Origin of the sequence: Nostoc sp., from assembly GCF_036919895.1 — a bacterium.
GTDB lineage: Bacteria > Cyanobacteriota > Cyanobacteriia > Cyanobacteriales > Nostocaceae > Nostoc.
The window spans coordinates 15,015-40,457 of sequence record NZ_JBALBW010000102.1 but is presented as its reverse complement, the minus strand read 5'-3'; the positions used below and the strand labels follow the sequence as shown (position 1 = coordinate 40,457).

Genomic DNA, 25,443 nt, shown 5'->3' with positions numbered 1-25,443 from the left:
TTACAAGCACACATTAATATTGTGAGGATAATTTCATGAGCAGACAACATCCACAAACTAATCTTTCCAGAAGAAGTCTATTTAAGTTTGGTGCAGGTGCCATCGGTACAGGTGTATTGACAGTTGGACTTGGCTCAAATTTACTTGCAGCCGAAACAGCCCCAGCAGCGCCAGCAGAAGATGATATTACGCCAGATAAGGCATTGCAAGAATTATTAGATGGGAATGAAAGATTTATCAAAACAAAACGTAAAAATCCTCACCAAACTCATTCACGTTTAGTTGAAGTTGCCAAAGGTCAAAAGCCCTTTGCTTCTATTTTAAGTTGTGCAGATTCACGAGTGCCTTCAGAGATTGTTTTTGACCAAGGACTTGGAGATTTATTTGTCTGCCGTGTAGCTGGTAATATTGCTACATCAGAAGAAATTGGTAGCCTAGAATTTGGCAGCTTATTATTAGGCTCTAAAGTCATCATGGTAGTGGGACATGAAAGATGTGGTGCAGTAAGTGCCGCCGTTAAGGGTGGTGAAGTCCCAGGTCAAATCGGAAGTTTGATTGCAGCAATTAAACCAAGTGTAGAAAGTTCTAAAGGGGAATCAGGAGATAAGATAGAAAACGCTTGTAAAGCAAATATTTTGAGGCAAGTTAAAATATTGAAATCATCTACAGTTTTATCTGAGTTAATCAAGGCAGAAAAGCTGAAAATAGTCGGAGCTTATTACGATTTAGATACTGGGAAAATAAGTATGGTCGATTAGTTTTTTTGTCCTTTGTCATTAGTCATTGGTCATTTCTAACTCACACAGGGCAAATAAAAAATAATAAATAACAAAGGACAAAGATAATGTTAAGTGTTTTGATTTGGCTCCCTATTTTAGCCGCCGCTCTTATAGCAATATTACCGACAAGTATCCCAAATCATCGGATTCGTTTAACAGCATTAGTTTTCTCAGGCGTAGTTCTTTTGTGGAACCTGTTTATCTTACTAAAATTTGATATCAGCAATCCAGAAATGCAATTTAAAGAATATTTACCCTGGAATGAAACCCTTGGTTTGAGCTATCAAATCGGTGTTGATGGGCTTTCTATATTAATGTTGGTGTTAAATAGTCTACTCACCTGGATTTCTATTTACAGCAGCAGTAAAGAAACTCAACGTCCCCGGCTGTTCTACTCCATGATTTTATTAGTGAGTGGTGGAGTTGCAGGTGCTTTTCTCGCTGAAAATTTGCTGCTATTCTTCCTATTCTACGAACTAGAATTAATCCCCTTCTACTTACTAATTTCTATTTGGGGAGGGGCAAAACGGGGTTATGCTGGGATTAAATTCCTGATTTATACTGCTGTTTCGGGAGCATTAATTCTGGCGACATTCTTGGGTATGGTGTGGCTGAGTGGTTCTACCAATTTTGCTTTTGATGCATTCTCTACAGAAAATCTGTCAACCACAAAACAAATCCTTTTACTAGCAGGAATAGTCTTAGGTTTTGGGATTAAAATTCCCTTAGTTCCCTTCCATACTTGGCTACCTGATGCTTATGTTGAAGCTTCAGCACCAATCGCCATGCTTCTCGGTGGGGTTTTGGCAAAGCTGGGAACTTATGGATTGCTGCGATTTGGATTGGGGATGTTTCCCGATGCTTGGAGTATTATTGCACCGACTCTGGCGATTTGGGGAGCAATTAGCGCTATCTATGGGGCAGTAATTGCGATCGCTCAAAAAGATATCAAGCGCATGGTAGCATATAGTTCCGTTGGTCACATGGGCTATATCTTGCTAGGTGCTGCCGCTAGTACTCCCTTAGCACTCGTTGGTGCAGTCGCCCAAATGTTTAGTCACGGGATAATTCTGGCAATCCTCTTCCACTTGGTGGGAGTTGTGGAAACCAAAGTTGGTACGCGTGAGTTAGATAAACTCAATGGCTTAATGAGTCCCATCCGCGGTTTACCTATAATTAGCGCTTTACTAGTTTTAAGTGGGATGGCTAGTGCAGGTATTCCTGGTTTAACAGGATTCATCGCCGAATTTATCGTCTTTCAAGGTAGTTTCTCTATCTTTCCCATCCCGACTATTTTGTGTGTAGTCGCTAGTGGATTAACCGCAGTTTATTTTGTCATCCTCCTTAACCGCACTTGTTTTGGCAGACTAGATAACTTCGCCTACTATCCCAAAGTTCTTTGGTCTGAGAAAATCCCAGCTTTAATTTTGGCAGCCTTTATTATCTTTTTGGGAGTACAACCCACTTGGTTAGTCCGTTGGAGTGAATCCACAACTACAACAATGGTGGCTGCAATTCCCACCTTAGAAAAAACCGTAATCTCTGAAGTAGCGCTGAAATAGAAAATAGATCAAAACACTTGTAGAGACGGCGATTTATCGCGTCTCAAATCTATCCCCCAGACGCGATAAAAAATTGCGTCTCCAAATCCATCCTCCAAACGCAATAAATCGCGTCTCTACCCATTTACCATTACCATGACAGCAATTAAAACAGCCATTAAATTACCACCTTCCACACATGAATTTGCCGAAGTAATTCATCGCTTAGAAGCAGGTGGGGCAATGTTACCCGATACTCCAGAAAATTTGATGCAAATCATCGGTTTATATAAAGCTTATGCTGTACCGATGGATTTTTACTGGCGTGACTTGCTTTATATTGCCGAAAACGAATTTTTAAACCCGGTTCCTTTCTTTAAATACTTCTTACCCAAAGAGTATTTAGAACTGCATAATCATTATGCTGGCGATGATGCAGATTTACGAATTTGGCGCGGTGAAGCTACTGCACATCCAGAACTTTTGGCATTTATTGAAAAGGGTGAAACTTTCAAAATGCCAAAGTTATTGCATCACTTATTCCACGATCGCATTAATATGGAATTTGCTGAAGCTTGTATGCGGGCGATGTTGTGGCACAGAGGGATGGGTGGACAATTTGACCCTTACCTAGATTCAGACGAATACAAAGCCAACGCTGACCGAGCAATCAAAGCCTACTTCCAAGGGAACCCAGTCATGCTAGGACTTTACAAGCTGTTCCCCGATATGTTTTTGGAACAGTGCCGCCAGATGTCATACTACGCTAATCTGGGCTTATTCTGGGAAGTCATGGCCCCAGTATTCTTTGAAATGTCCGACCTCTATGACGAAGGCAAGATTAGCACCGTCCCAGAGGCGATGAGCTTCTTAGTTAATGGTATATTTGCGATCGCAGGTCGTCCGATTTACCATCATGTTTATATTCGTGGCGAATGCTACGAAATTGTCCCCAAATCCAAGGGTTTCATGTGGCTATACGAAGCCGCATTACCTTATGTAGAAGCAGTTTTCTACCGCACCGCACCCTTCCGAGGGACAAAATCTTATAATGCTCAAGCGCGTCAAGTCCCAGAAGACCAAAAAGACTTTCACTATGGTATTCTTTACGCTGATGTATTTCCAGTAGGTACTGCTGGCATTCCTCCCACATTATTAATGCAAGACATGTTGCATTTTTTGCCCCCGTATCTTATTGATTACTACAGCCAACATTGCCGGGGTGAAGAAGATATGTTGATTCAGTTGGGAGTTAGTTTTCAACGGTCAATGTACTGTGTTACTTCTGCGGTAATTCAAGCCTTGCGAACTGCACTCTTATATCCTTTAGATGACGAAAATATTAAGCATTTACAAGCCAATCGAGACTTTTTTGAAATGCAGCTAAATCGCTTTACTCGACCCGACTACAATATTCGTGATGCTGCTCGTTTAGGGAGTATTCAAAAGCAAGATTATAGATAAGATATACCCCCAACCAACCCTTTTTCAGCCTTGCTTTTACCCATATCCTTTACATCTGGAGTGCGTTAGGCGACATCTAAATATACGCCTAATACACCCTACAACAATTTGATTTTTAGTTTGGAAATCGCCTCTAAACTTTCTGATTTTTATCTAATTTTGTGATTCCTCCAAAAACAATTAACCAAACTACTACTACTACCCAGTGGATTAAAACTATCACCCACAAAGATCCTGTTAAGGTATATGCAACAGTACAGATAATTCCCAATAATGAAGTTAAAGTAAGAAAAACATGATTAAAGAATGTAGGACTTGCAGCTTTAAAAAATAGTTTAGCATTCAATGGATGATATAAAATAAACAATACTAAACTCACTATTGCCCATAAACTCCATCTTAGCCAATTGGTGATTTCGGTAGGATGAGGAAGTAAAATAACGCGAAAAAAGAGTTCTTCAATAATCGCAGGTGTAAATAAACAACGCAACATCAATAAGCATTTATCAATCCAATTTGCAGACCAAATATTTATCTGTAAAAATCCAAATTTCCAGTCATAAGGTATGGCAATAATACTATAAACTATCAGCAGTAAAACAACAACTAACCAATCTTGTTGTGTAGGAAGTGCTAACGACGCTAGAACACGATTTAAAATAACTGAAAATGGTGAAATATTAGTAAAAGGAATCTGAAATTGTCCTAAAAAGACTGTTGGTGCAATGGGTATAATATCGGATTGCCAACCACCTACTTGATTGGTTCGCAATACTTGCATAGTCGCACCATGTTTGAAAAATATTGTGGCGAGGTCGTCGTGTGCTTGTCTTGGCATTATTGTTCGCCATGTTGTCAAACCAGCCCAAACACTACCATCTTGAAATGGTTTCGTCGTTTTTCCTATTCCCGTACCTGCGAGTATACCTGCTTGACTCTGCCAATCAGCACGGATTATTCCCAAGGGTGCTAATTGTTGTTCTAAAGATTTACCTAATTCAACTAGCTGCTGAAAGCGTAATGTTTGTGGATGATTAGGGTTTTTGCGTATCCAAGTTTGAATTTGAGGAGTTGTAGCAACTTGGTTTTTAATTACCATTATCGCGGCATAAAGTGCTTGGTTTGAGTCTTGGACGCATGATGTACCAGGTGATACCATTGCCCCACCAGTACCATCGCCAACGCGATAACGTGCCATTGTTACCTGTAATTGTTGCTGGAACTGCTTTAAAGGCGAAAGTTTAATCCCATCAAAATTATAATCTTGCGTTACAGGGTCGAATTTAATCAGAATATCTGATACTGGACGTGTTGCTAGCCAGCCACGCTGTAAATTCCCCATATAATCAGCCCATGTATGCGTTCCGGCAATAATTCCATCAGGGTTATGGGCATAAATTTGGTGGTATTTAGTCTCAAAGCGTAATTCGTTAGTAAACTCGTCACGGACAACTTCTGCAATTCCAAAAGCAAAATGTCCGGTGATAGTATAAGGTACTGCGATCGCTTCAGCTTTACGTCCGCCAATTCCACCGAATAAGTGTAGTACAATAGCTTTATCGCCTTGTTGCCATTTTGATCTAGATGTTTCTACAGGTTTTAACAAGGCAGTATTGAATTTACCTTTATTTTTATCAGTATTTTGCCAATTTACCTCTTGGATATAATTTAGCCCTAATTCCTTCCCAGTGATGATTTGACGGGGTTGGATTTGAAACAGAGAACGAGGTGCAAGGGCGCTTACTGTAAATACGGCATTTGCATCTTTAGCACCATAAATATACCAACCATCCTCACCCGCAGGTGATTTTTCGATTTGCTGCGAACTTGAAGGCGCAAAGTTTCGTGTATCTATTGCTTGTTGGGGAATACGAATAGTTTCTTGAATCCCATCAAATTTATTTGAGTTAGGGTTATAGTGCTGAACAGAAAAATAATCGCTACTTTGCTTATCTTTTGTAGATAAAAGGTTTTTATTGCTAGATTTAATCGGTTTAATTATTTTTACTAACCCATAAAATCTACCAGTTGCCAAAACAGGTTCGCGTTCAATTTGCAAAATAGATTTTTCTGCATTTGCATTAATAATTGTATTTGAATCTAAAGCAACAATTGCATCATCATGAGGATTTGCACCAGCCAAAGAACGTAAAATACCTACCTGACGAACTCCATTTAGTCGGAAAGGATGAATATTACCTTGGTTTTGACTTTTAATCACTTCAGAAGTGAAATTTATATCTCGCGTTACAGCTTTGACTTTAGCAAGTAAATCTTCATTCTTTTTCCACTCCAAACGCACAATCTTTCCTAGCAAATTTTGCGCTGTGGGTGGTGCATATTGCACTTCCATCCATACCCAATCTAAACCATCTTGTAATTGCTGTTTTGTTGGTAGTATTAATCTTCCTACCCAGTCGCTAATAGGTTTGTAAAGTTTGGCAGATGGAATTTGTGCAACTGGGTAGAAATCAGATTGATTAAAATTTTGTCGAGTATGTATCGCGTAATTGCTTTCTTTTGGTACTAGCTGTGGTTCTTTTAAGGAGAATTGCCACCCTGCAATTACTGCTATGAATACTAGGAGTAAAAATATCGTAAACACTAGCCTGATTTTTAAACTCAATCCACGCCAAATCATATATAGGAATCCGGTTTGATTTCTGAAAAGATCCGTAGGGGAGCCAGTCGTGTGGGCAGGTTTCCCGACTTGGGCGTTAGCTACGTTAGCATAGCGTCTCCGTCAGCAGAAAGAGCGTTACTGGCGTTGTGTTAGCACGGAGAGGACACCAAACCCTTGTTTTAAGCTTGAGGCAAGTGACTCGACTGCTGTGACGTTCCCTCCCGTTATAATATCTCCAAAGGATTGGTAAATTCGGATGAGCGATCGCACAAACAAATAACTCACAAAGGTTAGCTTTTTTCTGGTGGATCTACTTATAATAATTCCAGCATTTACCAATTACCTCCACTTATGGCAATACTTCAACTGATTGAACCTGAAGTTAAAGATTTGGGTGGGTTTATTGCCCGTCGCAGTTTGCCATATCTTAATCGTCAAATGGTTGGGCCGTTTATTTTCTTCGATCATCTTGGCCCATCCGTTTTACCACCCGACAAAGGTATCGATGTTCGACCACATCCTCATATCAATCTCGCCACCGTAACTTACTTATTTGATGGTGCTTTGATGCACCGCGATAGTTTAGGCACTGTGCAGGAAATTCAACTGGGTGCTGTAAACTGGATGACGGCGGGAAAAGGGATTGTACATTCAGAGCGATCGCCCGATCTCGATCGTCAAAATGAAGCTACCATTCATGGTATTCAAACCTGGGTCGCTTTGCCTGTGGAATACGAAGAAACTGATCCAAGCTTCACTCACTATCCTGCCCAAACCCTTCCTACCTGGGAAGAGAATGGTGCTATCATCAAACTCATCGCCGGACAAGCCTTTGGCTACACCTCACCTGTCAAAGTTTTCTCACCTATTCTCTATTTAGATGTAGTGCTGTCTGCCAATGCTCATTTTACTATCCCCACTGGTTATTCTGAGAGGGCAGTATACAGCGTCACAGAAGGTTTGGGTATTAATGAGCAACCCCTAGAGCCATATCGCCTCGCCATCCTAGATCCAATAGATGAAGTCAGGGTTTCTGCTAGTGCTGCTGCTCGGTGTATTGTTATTGGTGGTGAACCATTGGGTAAACGCTACAAATGGTGGAATTTTGTTTCTAGCCGACCAGAACGGATAGAGGAAGCAAAAGCCGATTGGCGGGATTGCCGCTTTGCTAGTGTGGCAGATGAAACAGAGTTTATTCCACTGCCAGAAGTGGTAGTAGAGGCTAATCCCTTATAATATCAGTCATGGTGTTGGGGGTGGAAGTAGGCGATCGCAATCCTAATTAAAAAAGTTGAATACATTAGCGAATTTGATGGTAAATAACTTCTCCTGGACTAAACAGTGGTATCCAATAACTCCCCTCAGCTATCTGGAACCCTCTCATCCAACCCCCATTACTTTGCTTGGAAAAAAGCTGGTAATTTGGAGAGACAAACATCAAAATTGGGTAGTGATGGATGATACTTGTCCCCATAAATTGGCGCAGTTATCTTTAGGAAGTATCAATGAAAATGGAAACCTAATGTGTCGTCATCATGGTTGGTGTTTTGATGGGGCAGGAAAATGTACAAATATTCCGATGCTGAGTGATGAAAAGGCTTTAAAAGCTGCTTGTAATAGCGAACGATCGCAAGTAACAACATACCCGACTCAAGTGCTACAAGAATTACTATGGATCTGGGCAGATAGTAGTCCTACTGCTTTTGAAGATAGCACTTCCAAGCAACCTGCCCTGATGCCAGAATCTCAACTTGATAGCTCGTTGACCGATTGGTTTATGTCAGAAGTTCCTGTTGGTTACACTGTCTCTGTTGAAAGTAGTTTTGACCCTTCTCACGCCCAATTTTTGCATGAAGGAATTGCTGGATTTTCACCGGAACGAGCTATCCCCATAGAACATTTTGAAGTATTGGGAGAAATATCTGCTGAAGATGGTTTTACTTTAAAGCATTCTGGTTACAATATTTTTAACAAAGATATGGATGCGACTCGGAAGTTCAGTCCACCTTGTTCTAATACAACAATCTACAAATATTCTAACGGTAAATCTGCTTTATTTCAGTTATATTTTGTACCCACAAAATCAGGTTATTGTCGGCAAATTGGTAAGTTTATTGCTGATAGCCTTCCACAAAAACGCAATTTCTGGTTTGAGCTTCTGCCCAAATATTTACAAACGGGGTTAAAACATTCATCTAGTTATAAGTTGAGTAACCAAGATTTATCAATGATGCACTCCCAAGCTGTTAACGAATCTGCGATCGATAAAACTTGGCAAAAGTCATATTTTATGCCTTCAATAGCGGACGTTGGCATCGTTACTTTTCGCAAATGGTTAGATGAGTTTGGCGGTGGTAAACCTGCATGGCAGGGAGTAGCAGAAGCACCTTTTCAAGAATTAAGTGATGAGGACTTATACGATATCTGGCACAGACATACAAAGCATTGCCCTAGTTGTCGGCAATCTTTAGTTTTGATAAATCAAGTCAAAAACTTTTGTCAAAATTTTACGCTCGGATTGACAATTCTAGCGTTGTTGCTAATCGGAATTAATCTACCGACAAACATAGTCATCATACCAGTTTTACTGGGTGTATTAAGTTTAATTGGTGACTATAAATTAGACTCAATTCGAGAACGCTTTCTCAGCAGCATTCCCAAAAAAGGTGTTTTTTCAGTACATAGTATATTTAACTAATATAGGAATCCGATTTGAATCAATAGGTTCGGATAAGATCCCCTCACCTGCGGCGACCCCCTTAATAAGGGGGTAAAGATTAGAAAAAGCCCCCCTTTTTTAGGGGATGTTCGAGAGACGAACACGTTAACCGAACCGTATTGCGATTTGAATGGTGAAAAAATAAGTATTGTAGGGTGCGATTTCATCCTAACGCACCCTACATGTCTAACCATACAAGGTATATCATAGTCCCCTCCTCGCTTGCGGGGAGGGGAGACAAAGCATAGCTTTGGCGGGGTGGGGTTCTTTAGAGTTACAGAGAAACTGACCTATAAAGGCTTACTTTAACTTTCTGTACTCCCCTTGCGCTTTGTTTAAGGCTTTGGTTTATAAGTCGAAGCAACATGCAATTCTTTCAACTGTTTTGCATCTACACTCGAAGGTGCATCTGTTAACAAACAACGCGCTTGTTGTGTCTTTGGAAAAGCAATGACATCTCGAATGGATTCTTCTCCAGCTAGCAACATTACCAAACGATCTAAACCGTAGGCGATGCCACCATGCGGCGGTGTACCATATTCAAATGCTTCTAAGAGAAAGCCAAATTTACTTTGTGCTTCTTCAGGAGATAAACCAATCGCTTCAAACACCTGCTGTTGAATTTCTCGCTGATAAATCCGCAGACTTCCGCCGCCAACTTCTACGCCGTTGAGTATCAAGTCGTAAGCTTGGGCGCGTGCTGTCTTTAAATCGCTCAAATCATCAGGATGGGGTGCTGTGAATGGGTGGTGTAATGCTTCTAAACGTTTTTCGTCAGCATTCCACTCGAACATCGGGAAATCTGTAATCCACAGCAAGTTGATTTTTTCTGGATCGATTAAATCAAACTCTTTAGCGATCGCTTGCCGTAATCTATCTAATGTTTTATTAACTGTAGCAGCTTCCCCTGCCCCAAACAAGAGCAAATGTCCAGCTTTTGCACCTGTACGCCGCAAAATTTCTTGTTTTTGTTCAATGCTGAGGTTGTCTTTAATCGCGCCAATGGTGTCAATTTCGCCATCATCCCTAACACGGATATAAGCTAAACCTCTAGCACCGGCTTCGCTGGCTTCTTTAAATAAGTCGCCGCCTGGTTTAATGCGGACGTTAGAAATTACATCGTTACCGTTGGGAATTGGCAGGATTTTGACGATACCACCATTAGTCACAGTGTCCCGAAAGACTTTGAAACTAGAGTCTTTCACGATATCTGAGACATCAACTAATTCTAAATCATAGCGGGTATCTGGTTTATCACTCCCGTAGCGTTCCATCCCTTCAGCGTAAGTGAGGCGGGGGAAAGGGCGCTGTAACTCAATGCCTTTAACTGTTTTGAAGATATGGCAAACTAAGTTTTCGTTTAGTTCGATAATTTCTTCTTGAGACATGAAACTCATTTCCATGTCCAATTGGGTGAATTCGGGTTGTCTGTCGGCGCGTAAATCTTCATCACGAAAGCAACGCGCAATCTGATAATATCTATCTAAGCCGGATACCATCAGCAATTGTTTAAATAGCTGGGGCGATTGCGGCAAAGCATACCACTCACCAGGATTAACGCGACTGGGTAGAACATAATCCCGCGCCCCTTCTGGGGTAGAACGGGTAAGGATTGGGGTTTCAACTTCAATAAAACCTTCCAAATCTTCCAGATAACGCCGCATAGCTTTAACAATTTGATGACGCAGTTGCAAATTTTGCGCCATGCGATCGCGTCGCAAATCCAAATAACGATATTTCAACCGCAAATCTTCGCGCACTGTCTCGGTGTCAGCTACAGAAACTTGGAAAGGTAACTGTTTGCGGACAGCATTGAGGAGTTGAATTTTATCGGCGTAGATTTCTACCTCGCCTGTGGGGATGCGGGGATTGAGGGATTCTTCGGGACGGTGCGTTACCCTACCTGTGATTTCGACAACATATTCATTTCGCAAGGCGTTCGCCTGTTCGTAAGAATCTGGGGTGCGTTGCGGATCGCTGACGATTTGGACAATTCCAGAGCGATCGCGTAAATCTAAAAATATCACACCACCGTGATCGCGGCGACGGTCTACCCATCCGTAAAAGGTAACAGTTTCTCCAATATGTTCTTTTCGGAGTTCGCCGCAATAGTGAGTTCGCATAAGTCTTAGTTATTGTTTCCGGGCTAGATTGGGAAGAAAATGTCAAAGCTTTCCCATTATCTAGCATCAATAGTAATTGTAGTAGTTCTAGTTGAAGAAAAAATGAAATAATCTCACACGATTAGGACTTAGGCAAAAAAACCTCAAACTCTTACTCCTCCGTACAGAGTAAAGTTGTATAAAATCTCATTAAAACCTCTTGCTGACGCAATTATGCCGCCAGACTACTACTCCGGTCAAAATCTCCGAGGTCGCTCTTTTAAAGGTCAAAACTTGACTGGAGCCAACTTTAGCAAGGCTGATATTAGAGGAGCAAACTTTACCAACGCGATTCTTAAAGATGCTGATTTTACAGGAGCTAAAGCCGGACTACAGCTCCATTGGGTAATTGTGCTGCTCATAGTAGCATTAGTAGTGTTAGCACAAGGAGCTATTTATTCAATCTTTCTTGGTTTATCAGCAGCGTCTATTTTTGATACTAGATACACTGGAAGCGTCTTTATTGGTTCCGTTTGCATTATTATTGTAGTAGTTTTTTGTATTATCACTCTTCACAAGAATTTAATAGCAGGTTTAGGAACTGTAGCTGTCATTCTTGTCCTTGTCTCACCCGTAGTCGTTATTTTAGTTCTTACCTTTCCTAAAAGCTTTCCTGTGATTAGAACATCACCCAAAGGTTTAGCTTTTGTCTTTAGTTTAGTATTCAGCGTTATCTTCATATTATTTAGTATTTTTATTGGGTGGAGGATTCAAGGTACAGATGATAAAGATGCTTGGCTTGATTCAGTTGCTAATACTTTTGCTGCTACAGGTGGCACAAGTTTTTATGGTGCTAACTTAATTAATGCTAATTTTACTGGTGCAATTCTCAAAAACACAGATTTGAGAAAAGCAAACCTAACACGTACTCGTTTTTATGAAACTAAAAAACTAGACTTTGCCAGAGTAGACGATACTATACTAGCTAACCGTGCTGTTCTCAACTTGCTCGTTACTTGCAATGGTAGAGGAAAATCTTATGCTGGTGCTAACCTAAGAGGCGCAAATCTGAAAAATGCAGACCTGAATAAGGCTAATTTTAAAGGTGCTGATATTATTGTAGCTACCTTTGAGGGAGCTTGTTTAGAATGGGCAAATTTAACTATTACTCAAGCTATAGATACTAATTTTACTAATGCTCAAATGACTGGTGTTTCTATAGAGGCATGGAATATTGACAGCACAACCAAGTTATTTAATGTAGATTGTCGCTTTATCTATCTTCTTGAAAACCCCAAGTTTGGAACTGATGACCGCGAACGCCGTCCCAGTAGTGGCGATTTTCAACCAGGAGAATTTACTAAGCTGTTTGAAGAGGTTTTAAATACTGTTGATTTGATTTTCCGTAATGGCATTGATTGGAAGGCTTTTGTTAATGCCTTTCAACATGTGCAAAATCAAAACGAAGACACAGAATTAGCCCTACAGAGTATTGAAAATAAAGGTGATGGCGTTGTTGTCGTTAAAGTCGGTGTAACTGATGGTGCTGATAAAGAGAAGATTCATAGCGATTTTACGCAAAATTATCAACTGGCACTGCAAGCTGTAGAAGAAAAATATAAATCACAATTACAGGCTAAAGATAATGAAATAGTTATCTATCGTCAACAAAGTGCAGACATGAAAGAGATTGTAAGTTTGTTAGCGAATAAGCCGATTAATGTTCAAGTTGACAATAAAATAGAGAATAAAAATATGACTAACAGCAATGATTCCAGCCGCAAAATTGAAATTGGCAGTGTTGGCAGAGATTTTAATGCCAGTGGACAAGCTTTAAATTTGGGTGATATTAGCGGTACGGTAACAAATACTATCAATGAGTTAGCAGCATCACCCGAAGCAGATAAACCAGGAATTAAGGAATTGTTGACGCAATTACAAGCAGCAATTGAGGCGGATACAAATTTATCTAAAGAAGATAAAGTTGAGGCATTAGAACAGGTAAAAGCTTTAGCAGAAGCGGGGAAAAGTCCTCAAGAGGGGGCGATGCAAAAGACGGCGAAAACGGCGATAAAGATTTTAAAAGGGACAATTTCTAGTTTACCTAGTGCCACAAAGTTGGTTGAACAGTGCAGCAATCTATTGCCGTTGATTTCCAATTTTCTAGGTTTAGGGTAGCGTGTCAAATTAATACCCGGCGAATGGAATGATGCCTCCGGCACGCCAAGGGCGAACGCGGCTATACAAACAAAGCCCACCTAAGAGAAAATTAAGGTTTTTGATTTAACCCGCGCTGGCGGGTTTTGCCTGTGTAGACGCGGTTTATAACCGCCCTTTTATCTACGCCTACGCACCCTTCACCCATTCAACTCAGAGAGTAAGGTAAAATTATAAATAAAAATATTAAGAATCTTAAACAAACTAATCAATGTCCAGCATACCTCTTGACAAAAGTAACTCTCGTGTTGTCGTTATCGGTGCCGGCATAGGTGGACTGACTGCCGGAGCATTATTAGCTCATAGAGGTTACAGCGTCTTAATTTTAGATCAAGCTCTCGTACCGGGAGGTTGTGCTTCGACCTTTAAACGCCAGGGATTTACCTTTGATGTGGGAGCAACTCAGGTGGCGGGGTTGGAACCAGGGGGAATTCACCACCGCATTTTCTCAGAATTGTCAATAGACTTACCAGCAGCAACACCTTGCGACCCAGCTTGTGCGGTGTATTTACCTGGAGAAAGCACACCGATTAACGTTTGGCGCGACCAAGAGAAATGGCAAGAGGAACGACAAAAACAGTTTCCTGGTAGCGAACCGTTTTGGCAATTGATGGCAACTTTGTTTAATGCCAGTTGGGAATTTCAAGGACGCAATCCAGTGCTACCACCACGTAATTTATGGGATTTGTGGCAGCTAACGCAAGCGGTGCGTCCCAGTACATTAATTACCGTCCCCTTCACTTTGTTTACAGTAGGAGATGCTTTACGGTTATGTGGACTGGGAAATGACCAGCGATTGAGAACTTTTTTAGATTTGCAACTGAAGCTATACTCCCAGGTGGATGCAGACGAGACAGCATTACTTTATGCAGCCACAGCGTTGAGTGTATCCCAACTGCCCCAAGGATTGTTTCACCTCCAGGGAAGTATGCAAGTATTAAGCGATCGCCTGGTACAATCCTTAGAAAGAGATGGCGGCAAGTTATTGATGCGCCACACTGTAGAAAAAATCAAAGTAGAAGACGGTAAAGCGACTGCTGTTGTTATTACAAATCAGAAAACTGGCGAAGTCTGGACAGAAGCAGCCGACCATATAGTTAGCAACGTCACCGTGCAGAACTTGGTACAGTTACTGGGAGAACAAGCGCCATCTGGATACAAAAACCGGGTGGAAAAACTACCCCAAGCATCGGGTGCGTTTGTAGTTTATTTGGGTGTAGATGCTAGCGCGATTCCGCTTGGGTGTCCTCCCCACCTGCAATTTCTGTATGATGCTGATGGCCCCATTGGTGAGAATAATTCGTTATTTGTTTCTGTCAGTCATCCCGGAGATGGCCGCGCACCGCAAGGGAAAGCGACAATTATTGCTTCTTCATTTGTCGATCCTGCACAGTGGTGGGAGACTGAAGATTATGAAGGACTAAAAGAAAAGTTTACCCAAGAAGCGATCGCACATCTTGCCCAATACTTCTATCTCAAACCAGAAACGATTATTCATCAAGAAGCTGCAACCCCCCGCACCTTTGCTCATTTCACAGGGCGCGATCGCGGTATAGTTGGTGGCATAGGTCAAAGAATTCCCACTTTTGGCCCTTTCGGGTTTGCCAATCGGACACCAATTCAACATCTGTGGTTAATTGGTGACTCCACCCATCCCGGCGAAGGTACTGCTGGGGTGAGTTATTCGGCGCTGACAGTAGTCAGACAAATTGAAGCCCAAAACTTATAGCGTTTCCTAATATCATAGCCCCCTCCTCGCTTGCGGGGAGGGGGTTGGGGGTGGGGTTCTTGTACTTCAGTCAACCGAGAACCGCTATATCAACTACTAATAATTGAAAAGTCCTCCTTCCTTCGCAGGCAAGTCATACTTGTAACCGATGGTAAACAGGACAGAAAACTGATGAAATAAGGTTAGTGTTGCCAATTTGGAGTAATGACAGACAGAGTTTTAATTCTTGGTGGACGGGGGCGGATTGGTAGCAGTGTTGCTCAGGATCTAGCTACCCATACGCAAGCTCAAATTACGATTACTGGACGTTCTGCGGAATTTGGCAAGGCTGTTAGCTTGTCTTCAGGCGGACAAGTACAGTTTTTAGTATTAGACTTGGCAGAAGTTGACAAATTGCGAGATGCGATCGCAAAATCTAACTTAGTCATCCACTGTGCTGGGCCATTTCACTATCGAGATACTAATGTTCTCGAAACCTGTATTTCTCAAGGCGTTAATTATGTAGATGTCAGCGATCATCGTTCCTATACCAGCAAAGCTCTCAATTATCATGAAAAAGCCGCTGCTGCTGGTGTGACAGCAATTATTAATACTGGCATTTTTCCTGGTATTTCTAACAGCATGGTACGTCAGGGAGTTGAACGATTCGATCGACCAGAAAAGATTCATTTAAGTTATTTAGTTTCTGGTTCTGGTGGTGCTGGCATTACAGTGATGCGGACAACTTTTCTAGGGTTGCAGTATCCTTTTGAGGCTTGGATAGATGGAAAATGGGAGGTAGTCAAGCCTTACAGTGATAGGGAAGTAGTTGAGTTCCCATCTCCCTATGGAAGCAGAGGAGTTTACTGGTTTGATATGCCAGAAACCTTTACACTGCCCAAAGCTTTCCCATCAGTGAAAACTGTAATTACTAAGTTTGGTTCTATTCCAGATTTTTATAATCATCTCACTTGGATTGCGGCACACATTTTTCCTAAGTGGTTAATGCAGCGTCGTTACATGATTGAATTCCTGTCTCATGTCAGCCATTCGATGACAGATGTCACCAATAATTTTAGTGGAATTGGGGTAGCAGTTCGTTCAGAAGTTACAGGGCAAAAAAATGGTGAAACAGCCGTTTATTGTTCAACTGTAGTGCATGAAAATACAGCCGTGGCTTCTGGTTGTGGCACAGGTAGTATTGCCCAATTATTGCTAGAAGGTAAACTCAAGAAACCAGGAGTTTTTCCTGTAGAAGAAGCATTACCAACAAATTTATTTGAAGAAGTTATCCAAAGCCGAAGAATTAATATTACTCATAGTTGGTTATAAGAGATTTCCAACAAATAAATTAACCAATCTTGTGGGGTAGGAAACATGAGTGGCTTTGTCTATGGGGAAGCTGACTGAAAATTTGAAAATTATACTAGCTCCTAAAAGGTGCAGATAAGATTAACTTAACTATAGGTAAAAATTAATATACCTTGCGGTAGAAGGAAGAACTGTACCTAAACACTTAGGATGCCTGTGAGCCTTAAATTTTGAATGTTTTGAATGTATTTATACATGACCAAGGCTTATAAGAGAAAACTAGGAGGGTTTTTCCATGCAAAAAATTCTATTAACTTTAAAAAAAGCTTTACGTTCAAGCTTTTTAGTTGTTTGCTTGATGGTTTCCATCAGCTTGTCAGGTTCATTTATTCTCGTTCAGCAAGCTAGTTATGCAACTACACTTGAAGAATTAAAGCTAGTACCTCAAGAGTATAAACCAAATTATGAAGAAAAAATTAATCGTGCAAACGAATACGATCCAGGTGTTGGCGTTGAAGAAGAAGAAAGACAAGAAGCTTATGAGCAAGCAATAAAAGATTCAAAAAATCTTAATACTATAGAGAAGACTTACGAAAGGAATTTGAAGGCTGAGAAAGAACAAAATCCTCCAGAAAGTTTTGGTGAGAAAGCAAAAGAAGTTATTGAAAAAGTAACAGGTAAATAGAGAATCCTAACCACCAAGTACTTACCTACTAGCGTTACGTTGGGGAGTAAGATTCAAAGCCTTTCTCTGGTTTGGAGTACACGGGTTTAGAAAATTAAGTTGTAGGGTGCGTTGTCGCTAAAGCGATAACGCACCATCAACAATTTAAGGTGCGTTAGCCTTCGGCATAATATACCCTATAAAAAAATGCTTTTATTCAAATTCATCAATTGTGTTGCGAGGAGTAGATTTTTTCTGATTAGCAAAATTGCGCTCATACCACTTCATTAATGGAGTTGAACTGGTGCCATGTATAATCACAGAAGCTACGATAGTGGTGTAAGTTATCCAAGCAATTTTTTCGGCAGCTTCACCTTTTAAGCCATTACCAAAGGCATAGGCGAGATAATATAATGAGCCGACACCGCGAATACCAAACCATCCAAATAACCAACGAGTTCCTGGATGAAAGGTTCGGCGATGTGAGTCTAGAGGGCGCTTACCTATTGTGCTAATCCAAACTCCTACAGGTCGGATTATGAATAATAACAAAATTATTACCAACAAAGATTGCATAGCATAATTGAGCATTGGTTGCAATAACAATATTGAACCCAATACTAAAATTGTTCCAACTTCCAGCAGCTTTTCAACTTGTTCAACAAATTCTAATTGTGCTAGTGGTTTTTCAGGATTGCTGTAACTTCGTTGGACAACTAATCCAGCAACAAATACTGCCAGAAATCCATAACCATTAACCATTTCTGTTAAAGAATAAGTTATTAGAATTATGCTGATAGCAATAAAATCTTCCATTAACTTATCAGCAGCACGGCGTTTTTGAATTTTCTTTTCAATCCAAACTATAGATTTGGCAACGACAATTCCCATAATAATACCAACTGCGATCGCCCAAATTAAATCAACCGCAATCCACTGTTTAAACCAGTTCCCCCAATTATCATCTTTTAACGCATGAAGACCAAAATAAACAAAGGGAAAAGCTAAAGCATCATTTAACCCACCTTCAGAAGTTAAACCAAATCTCAACTCATCTTGGTCATTTGTATCGGTCAGTTGTACTTCTGATGCTAATACCGGATCGGTCGGTGCAAGAATTGCTCCTAATAAAATCGCTTCTCCCCAACTCATACCTAAAAATAATTTACCCACAACAGCCAGAGCAAAAATTGAAATGGGCATCAAAAATACAATCAATCGCACCGTAATATCCCAAACCCCCAACTTTAGAGGACGAACAATTCTTAAGCCGCAGCTAAACACAGAAATAATTACTACAAGTTCTGTTATTTTTTCCAGTAGTTCGGCATTAAAAACTTCATCTCGACGTAATTGAATCAGTCCTAAGCCATAAGGGCCTAGAAAAATACCAACTATTAGGTAGATAATGGCAAAAGAAAGAGGTAGGCGAGCAATCCAGCCTGACCCTAATGTTACCATCAGCAGAAGTAGACCAATTACAAATAGGTCAATAATATAGATATCTACCATATAGTAATTTGTATAAAATTAGGCGTTACTTTGTAAGCTTAATTGCAATACTTTTTTATTAGCATTACCTATGGGCAGATTTTCTGGAATTAAGGATTAGAGATTCAGATGCGCCACCAAATTAGAAAAAATTGGCTTTTTAGTACAAATATACTATAATAGATATAGCGTCCATAAAGCCTAATTAAACGCCTAACGGCTGTGTGAAAACCTTCCAGAAGATGGATTCAAGGGTTAGTTCGATGATGAAGCATTACATTCTCAACCTCAATCCGACTGCCAAACATGAATGGGATCGGTGTATTTTACGCGATCCGCTAACTGCCAAACGCCCAGACATTGCAAAATTAATTGCTGAAGCGGTTGGTGCTGATACAGGCAGTTATTTGGTGAGCGTGAATATCGAAGTTCAAGTTTTGCAGCAAGCCGCAGTCCCTCAAGCAGAACAGCTTTCGCTTTCGTTTCCAGAGGTGAGTGTGTCGTCACAACCACAATTGCGGGAAGCGGCTTAATGCGATCGCTTGGAATATCTGCGTAGTTAATTTAGTGTAGCTAAGTTGAGAGCAGGATTAGCGTAGCTTGCCGCCGTAGGCATCGCTCAACAACTCATATTATTTAACCAGACAATGTAAGATAAGGGGCTTCCAAAAAACAAATTATCCCAAATTATTTGTAGGGGATCTTGGCCAAAATCCCCTGCTTCTGCCACAGTGGACTAGAATCTGTGGGACAACAGTTGGGCAATTTGCTGATTAATAGTTGCAACATCAAAACGCCGACTAGCAGTAGTCTTGGCATTATTAGCTATAGTTGCAGTTATTTCCGTCTCCTGAAGACAGGTGATAATTACTTGTGCAAGTTCCTGGGGTTCTCCTGGTGTCACCAAAAAACCATTAAGCCCGTGTTCCACCAATTCCATTACACCCCCAGCTTTTGCTGCAACTACAGGTTTTCCACATAGCATTGCCTCTACAATCACTCTACCAAAGGGTTCGGGGGAAGTAGAGGTATGTGCCACCAAGTTACAAGCTGCCATTAACTGGGGAATATCTGAACGAAATCCTAAAAATTTAACGCGGTTTTCTAGTCCCAGATCGGCAACTTGTTGGTGTAACTTTTGGACATAATCTTGTTCGCCAAACAGGGCATCACCCACTAAAATAGCTGTCACCTCTTGCGGACATTTGACAAGGGCATCAATTAAAATATGCTGTCCTTTCCAAGGTGCAAGACGGCTAAAGTGTCCGACGACAAATTTACCTTGTAATCCTAACTTTTCCTGTAATTTATTAATATCAAATTCATCAGTTTGATAATTTTTTGGATCGAAGCCGTTATAGACAACTTCGATTATATCTGAGCGTCCTCCCGCTTGGATAAAGGCTATTTTACTAGCTTGGGAATTAGCAATTACTAATGAGGCACAACGATTAGCTAAGTTAATAGCAATGCGAAGATTAGTTTGGCTAAAATGCTCTGTGGAAAGAATATCATGTAAATGATAAACCATAGGACGACGACTAAAAAAACTTGCTAATGCTCCGACAACTAATGCTTTTTGGGTGTTGGCATAAATTAAATCGTATTCACATGCTTTTTTAATTACCTTAGTAATCAAAGGTGCAAGTTGTCCCAAACTCTTTAATCCTTGCACCAAACTACTTTCTTTACGAACTTGAATTGTTTGAGTTGCAAGAACTTCTACTGGGATATGATTTTGCTGTAGTAAATCTTTAAATGGCCCATCTGCAAATAAACCTACTAAAGCGTGATGGGAGTATGCTTTAGCAATATCTATTAAACACAACTCTGCACCACCTGGTTTACCACTTTGGTCTAAGAAAAAAATTCTCATAAAACTTCCTTATAATACAATATAGAGATGCAGAATTGTGCATCTCTAGTTTAATTTAATAGAACATTTCGCACTTGTTGGGCAATTTGATTCCAGTCGTAGTGTGTGGTGGCGTAATGGCGACAGTCCGATCGTGAAGGTATAAGGATGTTTCCCAAAAGTGCTTGTTCTAATTTTTCAGCAATAGCTGAGGCTTCTATTGAAGTAGTAATTAAATCGGGTGAAAATTCTGATAAAATTTCTGGCATTCCCCCAACTGGAGTACATAAAATAGGAGTACCACAAGCCAGAGATTCAACTATTACTAATCCAAATCCTTCAAAAGATTGACTAGGCATTATAGTCAATTCCGCAGCTTGATAAGCTATAGGTAATTGCTCATCAGGGAGAAAACCTAAAAATTTAACGTTGTCATCTAGTCCTAATTCTGTAGCTTGTTCTTGAAGTGCGGCTTGGATGTGACCGCGACCTGCGATCGCTAGCCAAACATCTGGTATTCTGGGCTTTATTATAGCCAAAGCCTGCAATAATTTGTCAACTCCCGTTCGATGCACTAAACGGCGCGATGTAAATATAATCCGGCGGTTATTTGGCCAGCCTAGCTTTGCACAAGCATCTTGGCGTGATAAATTTGGCTGAAACCAGTTAATATCAACTCCACCAGGAATAACATTAATTTTACTCCACGGTACTTGATATTTATTATGTAGAATTTTACCAAATGCTTTGCTCAAAACAATGAAGCGATCGCAGCGATTATAAGTATTTTTTTCTATTAGATGATGTTTAATCAAAAGACTAAGATTTTTATTAACTACCTCTTGCTGACTCTCAGAAGCCCAAGGGCCATGAAAATTAAAAGTAACTGGTACACCCTTTGGCAAAATATCTAAAAGAGGAAAGCTATATAATGCAAAGTGCAGATTAATAGCATCTGGTTTGCTTGTTCTAGTTTTCTGGAAATTACTTCTGATTGACCATAATCTTTGCCAAATAGCACTATCGGGAGAAGCTAAGTTAGTCAGCATAATTGGCGAATTTGTTTCAGCTTCTGGTAGACCAACTCCGCATAATTCAACCTGGTCTTTATTGGCTGCTAATTTATGAGTTAATTCATAAATATACCTTTCTAATCCTCCAGGATTATTGGGAAACCAGCCTAATCCCAAAGTGAGGATAGATGCAGATGATGAGGCAAATTTTTCTGGTTTGTTTTTCACTAATATGTCTCCTATAAATATATAAAAACAGTAGGTATGTACAACTGTAAGCCCCTACAGAATGTTCAAAAGATTAATTACTAGAATTTACAGAACCATATTGAATCCACATTCGCAATAAGATTTTTATATAGAACACCAATTTATAAACTATTTATATGTCAACGTCAACAAGGGATGAAACCTTGTGTTTTTGTTAACTACATAACACTGGTTATGATATATATGATACTTATCAACCAACAAAGGTGAATGCTAGATAGGGATAGCCGAAAATCACTATAAATTAATAATTATAGAAATATCATGTATTAATATTTACAATTTTTGGTTACTAATCAGTAGCTATTAATACCTTTATGAAGGTTTTAGAGATATTGCCTGAAAAATTACATAATAAAAGGATTTTTATAAAGATAGTGTAAAATCATCGTTCATTTATAATAATTATACTTTTTACTGATTTACCAAAAAATGATTGTATATAAATAATTAAAAGCTGAAAAACTATATGATAAATAAAATAATTACGAAGTTAGGAAAACTTCGCTGCAAGCTTAATCAGCATATTAAAAAGTTATCTAAATTTAGATATTTCCAAAGAAGTAAAACTTTCAACTTTTTAATTAGTTTTACTGTTGGAGCCATTGTTACTACCCTTGGAATTACAACAGACTGGGCAAAAACGGAAACACCGACGCTTACATACAAAACATCGTGGACAAGTAATTCTATTGAAAGTACAAATCTACTGGTACAAAACAATATTGAAACACCCACACTTACCTACAAAACATCGTGGATAGGCAACACTATTGGCAGTGGAAATCTACGGATACAAAACAATATTGAGGCAATGTATGTTGCACCTGATGGCACCGTTTATACGAACAGCCATTGGGACGAGGCGGGAATGGAGGCAGCCATATACAAAGATGGTAAGGTTATTGGTGCTATTGGCGATACTCACGGTTGGAGTCGTGGAGGTGGCATAGCTGTAACCGCAAATAGTAAATATATTTACCTTGCCATGACTCAGGGATCGAAGGGCAAAACCAATGAAGATTATCCCCCTGAAGGAACAGCTTGGCACTGCGTTAGACGCTATGATTTGTCGGGAAAACCTGCACCCTTTCCTGAAGGGCGTGGCTGGGATAAAAGTATGTTAATTACCAGTACTAAAAGTGAAGTCACTGGATTAGCAACTGTAGGAAGTGAGTTGTATGTAAGCGATTTTGCTGCTAATCACATTCGTGTCTACGATACTGAGACAATGAAGGAATTACGCAGCTTTACTATTAACAATCCGGGAGCAATAACTATTGATTCACAAAAAAATCTGTGGATTATTCAAAGTAAAAATGGTAGTAATCCTGCCAAAATTTTACATTATTCCCAAAGTGGAAAGCAATTACCCGAACAGATTGCAGATATCGTTGAACCAACTGCGATCGCAATCGATCGTCAAGGTAAGCTGTTAGTGGCAGAAAATGGCCCGCGTCAGCAAATGTTGATTTATGACATCAAAGATCGGCCAGTGCAGACGGGTAGTTTTGGCTCTAAGGGTGGTATCTATACAGAAGTTGCGGGTGAAGTTCGAGATTTGAAGCTTTACGGGCTTACTGGAGTTGGTGCAGATGCTTCAGGTAATATCTATATAAATAGCAATGGTTTCAACAAATCGGGAACAGACTTACGGAAATTTTCGCCATCGGGAAAACTAATATGGCGATCGCTAGGATTGATATTCGTCGATAATGCAGATGCCGATCCTAAAACTGATGGTGTAGATTTATTCACCAAACAAGAACACTATCTCATGGATTACAGTCAGCCTGCTGGTAAGCAATGGACTTACAAAGCTTACACCTTAAATCCTTTCAAATATCCTCAAGATCCACGTCTGCATACATCGCCAGATGGAACCTTTGTTCGCCGCATCCAAGGGAAGCCGTTTTTGTTCCTCACAGATATGTATAACAGCTTCCTGCAAATATATCGTTTTAATCCAGACAAAGACGGCAAAATTGCTATCCCAGCCGGAATGTTTGTCGGTAGCAATGGCGCAGACAAACCATTTATCGCCGGAAATTGGCCACCGAATCAACCACAAAAAGGGGAATGGATCTGGCGCGATCGCAACGGTAATGGCAAATTTGAAAAGAACGAATATGATACCAACAAAGATTATCCCTATATCGGCGGCTGGTGGGTAGATAGCAAAGGAGATGTTTGGAAAGCTTTGCGAACAGAAGATGGCATTCGCCACTATCCTTTACAGGGAATAGATGCTAAAGGCAACCCCATCTACAACTATGGTTCGATGGAAAAGCAAACTACTCCCCGCATATTTAACGACTTGCGGCGGATCGAATATTTCCCCGAAACAGATAGTATGTATTTGTCAGGCTTTACAGCAGATCATCCCGCATTCGGTGATGATACTGGAGTTGCTGGATCTGAGATTGCCCGTTTTGACAATTGGAGTAAAGGAAATCGTACCCCCAAGTGGCGAGTTGTGATTCCCTACGACACCACCGGCAAACGCGAAGTGTCTACAGCAGCCATGAGTGTAGCGGGCGATCGGGTATTTGCCGTGACAGTCAAAACCGCAGAGGTATATGTCTATAATGCCAAGACGGGAGCGCAAGTACAACAGTTAAAACCAGGCCCAGAAGTTGGTAGCGAAAGTGGCTGGATTGATATACCCTACGGTATCCGCGCATTTCGTCGTTCAAATGGCGAGTATTTAGTATTTGTAGAAGAAAATTGGAAAGGAAAAGTGATTATGTATCGGCTGGCGGAGTGAGCATTTACAATTACTAATTCGTAATTAAGAGTCCCAATTATAAATTACGAATTTTTTTATAATTTGTGAACTCTTCTGGGATAAAATCTATTGGTCAAGGGATTTTGATTAAATTTACAATTTTGGCAGTTTTTGATTTCTTGATATAAAACTTGGCGTTTACTCCCGTGTCAGGCAATTACACTCACTTGCAGTAATTTGTCAATTGGAGGCTATGTAATCAATGAAAAGCTTTTTCCCCTTAGCCGCAGCGCAGGTAGCTACTAGTTTGGCACTCTGTGCGACTTCCATGATTGCTTCTACTAATCTGGCTCAAGCTGCTGATTTAACATTTAACTGGAAGGGTGATGCTGGTTATTCGGCTTCTGGCTCGTTCAGCTACAATGAAACCACTACCCCAGCCATAATTTCCGAAAGTGGTGCGGGAAGTACAAAAGCCTTGCAGTCACTCAATATTTCTTTTTTCAGTCCATCACAGGAGTTGATTGGAACTAAAAATGAGGTTGTTAATGGTGTATCAAGCAATCAGTTTTTCCAGTTTAATTTTGACACGACTACAGGCAATTTATCTGGAGCTTTTGATGTAGGCACTGGTAGTGGTATAGGTGATGTTTTTCTCAGCAATGTTGAGGCTCCGGGCCGTATCTTCATCTCTCCGGGGGCGACCTCTTATCTTTACCAAAATACTACAGCAGACAAGAGTCAATTGCTCGATTCGAGTCAGAATCAGATTAAAGCATCTGCGGTTCCTGAACCGACAACTATTTTGGGAACCCTGTTAGTTGCTATGTTGGGTGTAACACTCAGCAGCAACAGAACTGTTTCCAAAAAAAATATAATCTGATGAGGCTCCCAACTTTTCTGGTTAAGTCGGGAACCATCAAAATAGCAAAGATTTGCATATTTACAGCAGTTTCCG

18 protein-coding genes are annotated in these 25,443 nt (G+C 40.4%); 12 read left to right on the top strand and 6 right to left on the bottom strand.

Annotated elements, in window-relative coordinates:
* Positions 1–35: 35 nt before the first annotated feature.
* The 3 genes from V7K55_RS20725 to V7K55_RS20715 all read left to right on the top strand — a co-directional run bounded on the left by V7K55_RS20725 (position 36) and on the right by V7K55_RS20715 (position 3,784).
* Positions 36–758 carry a carbonic anhydrase gene (locus V7K55_RS20725; protein ID WP_334834510.1) on the top strand — a complete coding sequence of 241 codons (723 nt, stop codon included), beginning with the start codon at positions 36–38 and terminating at the stop codon, positions 756–758.
* Between the two features lie 86 nt (positions 759–844).
* Positions 845–2,341 carry an NADH-quinone oxidoreductase subunit M gene (locus V7K55_RS20720; RefSeq protein ID WP_334834509.1) on the top strand — a complete coding sequence of 499 codons (1,497 nt, stop codon included), beginning with the start codon at positions 845–847 and terminating at the stop codon, positions 2,339–2,341.
* A 135-nt stretch (positions 2,342–2,476) separates the two neighbouring features.
* Positions 2,477–3,784: a CO2 hydration protein gene (locus tag V7K55_RS20715; protein ID WP_334834508.1), complete on the top strand. Its 1,308-nt coding sequence runs from the start codon at positions 2,477–2,479 to the stop codon at positions 3,782–3,784.
* Positions 3,785–3,917: 133 nt separating this feature from the next.
* Here the strand turns inward: V7K55_RS20715 and V7K55_RS20710 are convergent, their stop codons facing one another.
* Both V7K55_RS20710 and V7K55_RS20705 read right to left on the bottom strand, forming a co-directional pair.
* Complete coding sequence (locus tag V7K55_RS20710) at positions 3,918–6,425, bottom strand: CPBP family glutamic-type intramembrane protease (RefSeq protein ID WP_334834506.1); 2,508 nt, start codon at positions 6,423–6,425, stop codon at positions 3,918–3,920.
* 117 nt (positions 6,426–6,542) lie between these two features.
* Entirely contained in the window at positions 6,543–6,692 is a 150-nt protein-coding gene (locus V7K55_RS20705) for a hypothetical protein (RefSeq protein WP_334834504.1), read from the bottom strand.
* Positions 6,693–6,758: 66 nt separating this feature from the next.
* On the opposite strand from V7K55_RS20705, the gene V7K55_RS20700 reads away from it, so the two are divergent.
* Positions 6,759–7,643: a pirin family protein gene (locus tag V7K55_RS20700; RefSeq protein WP_334834502.1), complete on the top strand. Its 885-nt coding sequence runs from the start codon at positions 6,759–6,761 to the stop codon at positions 7,641–7,643.
* A 76-nt stretch (positions 7,644–7,719) separates the two neighbouring features.
* The gene (locus tag V7K55_RS20695; protein ID WP_334834501.1) at positions 7,720–9,105 is read left to right on the top strand and encodes an aromatic ring-hydroxylating dioxygenase subunit alpha; all 1,386 of its coding nucleotides are present in this window, start codon (positions 7,720–7,722) and stop codon (positions 9,103–9,105) included.
* A 356-nt stretch (positions 9,106–9,461) separates the two neighbouring features.
* Here the strand turns inward: V7K55_RS20695 and aspS are convergent, their stop codons facing one another.
* Positions 9,462–11,249 (bottom strand): aspartate--tRNA ligase, encoded by a 1,788-nt coding sequence (gene aspS / locus V7K55_RS20690; protein WP_094330350.1) that lies wholly within the window; start codon positions 11,247–11,249, stop codon positions 9,462–9,464.
* 213 nt (positions 11,250–11,462) lie between these two features.
* On the opposite strand from aspS, the gene V7K55_RS20685 reads away from it, so the two are divergent.
* The 4 genes from V7K55_RS20685 (at position 11,463) to V7K55_RS20670 (ending at position 17,149) form a co-directional block, all read left to right on the top strand.
* Positions 11,463–13,406, top strand: coding sequence for a pentapeptide repeat-containing protein (locus tag V7K55_RS20685; RefSeq protein WP_334834499.1), 1,944 nt, complete (start codon positions 11,463–11,465; stop codon positions 13,404–13,406).
* A 250-nt stretch (positions 13,407–13,656) separates the two neighbouring features.
* Positions 13,657–15,174 carry a C-3',4' desaturase CrtD gene (gene crtD, locus V7K55_RS20680; RefSeq protein WP_334834498.1) on the top strand — a complete coding sequence of 506 codons (1,518 nt, stop codon included), beginning with the start codon at positions 13,657–13,659 and terminating at the stop codon, positions 15,172–15,174.
* A gap of 204 nt (positions 15,175–15,378) precedes the next feature.
* Positions 15,379–16,485, top strand: a complete 1,107-nt coding sequence (locus tag V7K55_RS20675; protein ID WP_334834497.1) for a saccharopine dehydrogenase family protein — start codon at positions 15,379–15,381, stop codon at positions 16,483–16,485.
* 274 nt (positions 16,486–16,759) lie between these two features.
* Positions 16,760–17,149 (top strand): hypothetical protein, encoded by a 390-nt coding sequence (locus V7K55_RS20670; protein WP_334834496.1) that lies wholly within the window; start codon positions 16,760–16,762, stop codon positions 17,147–17,149.
* A gap of 192 nt (positions 17,150–17,341) precedes the next feature.
* Here the strand turns inward: V7K55_RS20670 and V7K55_RS20665 are convergent, their stop codons facing one another.
* Positions 17,342–18,640, bottom strand: coding sequence for a cation:proton antiporter (locus tag V7K55_RS20665; protein WP_334834495.1), 1,299 nt, complete (start codon positions 18,638–18,640; stop codon positions 17,342–17,344).
* A gap of 242 nt (positions 18,641–18,882) precedes the next feature.
* Between V7K55_RS20665 and V7K55_RS20660 the strand changes: the two genes are divergently transcribed.
* Entirely contained in the window at positions 18,883–19,152 is a 270-nt protein-coding gene (locus tag V7K55_RS20660; RefSeq protein WP_094330359.1) for a hypothetical protein, read from the top strand.
* A gap of 203 nt (positions 19,153–19,355) precedes the next feature.
* On the opposite strand, the gene V7K55_RS20655 is transcribed toward V7K55_RS20660, so the two are convergent.
* Both V7K55_RS20655 and V7K55_RS20650 read right to left on the bottom strand, forming a co-directional pair.
* Positions 19,356–20,495 carry a glycosyltransferase family 4 protein gene (locus V7K55_RS20655; RefSeq protein WP_334834494.1) on the bottom strand — a complete coding sequence of 380 codons (1,140 nt, stop codon included), beginning with the start codon at positions 20,493–20,495 and terminating at the stop codon, positions 19,356–19,358.
* Positions 20,496–20,545: 50 nt separating this feature from the next.
* Positions 20,546–21,715 (bottom strand): glycosyltransferase family 4 protein, encoded by a 1,170-nt coding sequence (locus V7K55_RS20650; protein WP_334834493.1) that lies wholly within the window; start codon positions 21,713–21,715, stop codon positions 20,546–20,548.
* 511 nt (positions 21,716–22,226) lie between these two features.
* Here V7K55_RS20650 and V7K55_RS20645 point away from each other — a divergent pair.
* Both V7K55_RS20645 and V7K55_RS20640 read left to right on the top strand, forming a co-directional pair.
* Positions 22,227–24,524: a hypothetical protein gene (locus V7K55_RS20645; protein WP_334834492.1), complete on the top strand. Its 2,298-nt coding sequence runs from the start codon at positions 22,227–22,229 to the stop codon at positions 24,522–24,524.
* Between the two features lie 223 nt (positions 24,525–24,747).
* Positions 24,748–25,368 carry a PEP-CTERM sorting domain-containing protein gene (locus tag V7K55_RS20640; protein ID WP_334834491.1) on the top strand — a complete coding sequence of 207 codons (621 nt, stop codon included), beginning with the start codon at positions 24,748–24,750 and terminating at the stop codon, positions 25,366–25,368.
* Positions 25,369–25,443 lie beyond the last annotated feature (75 nt).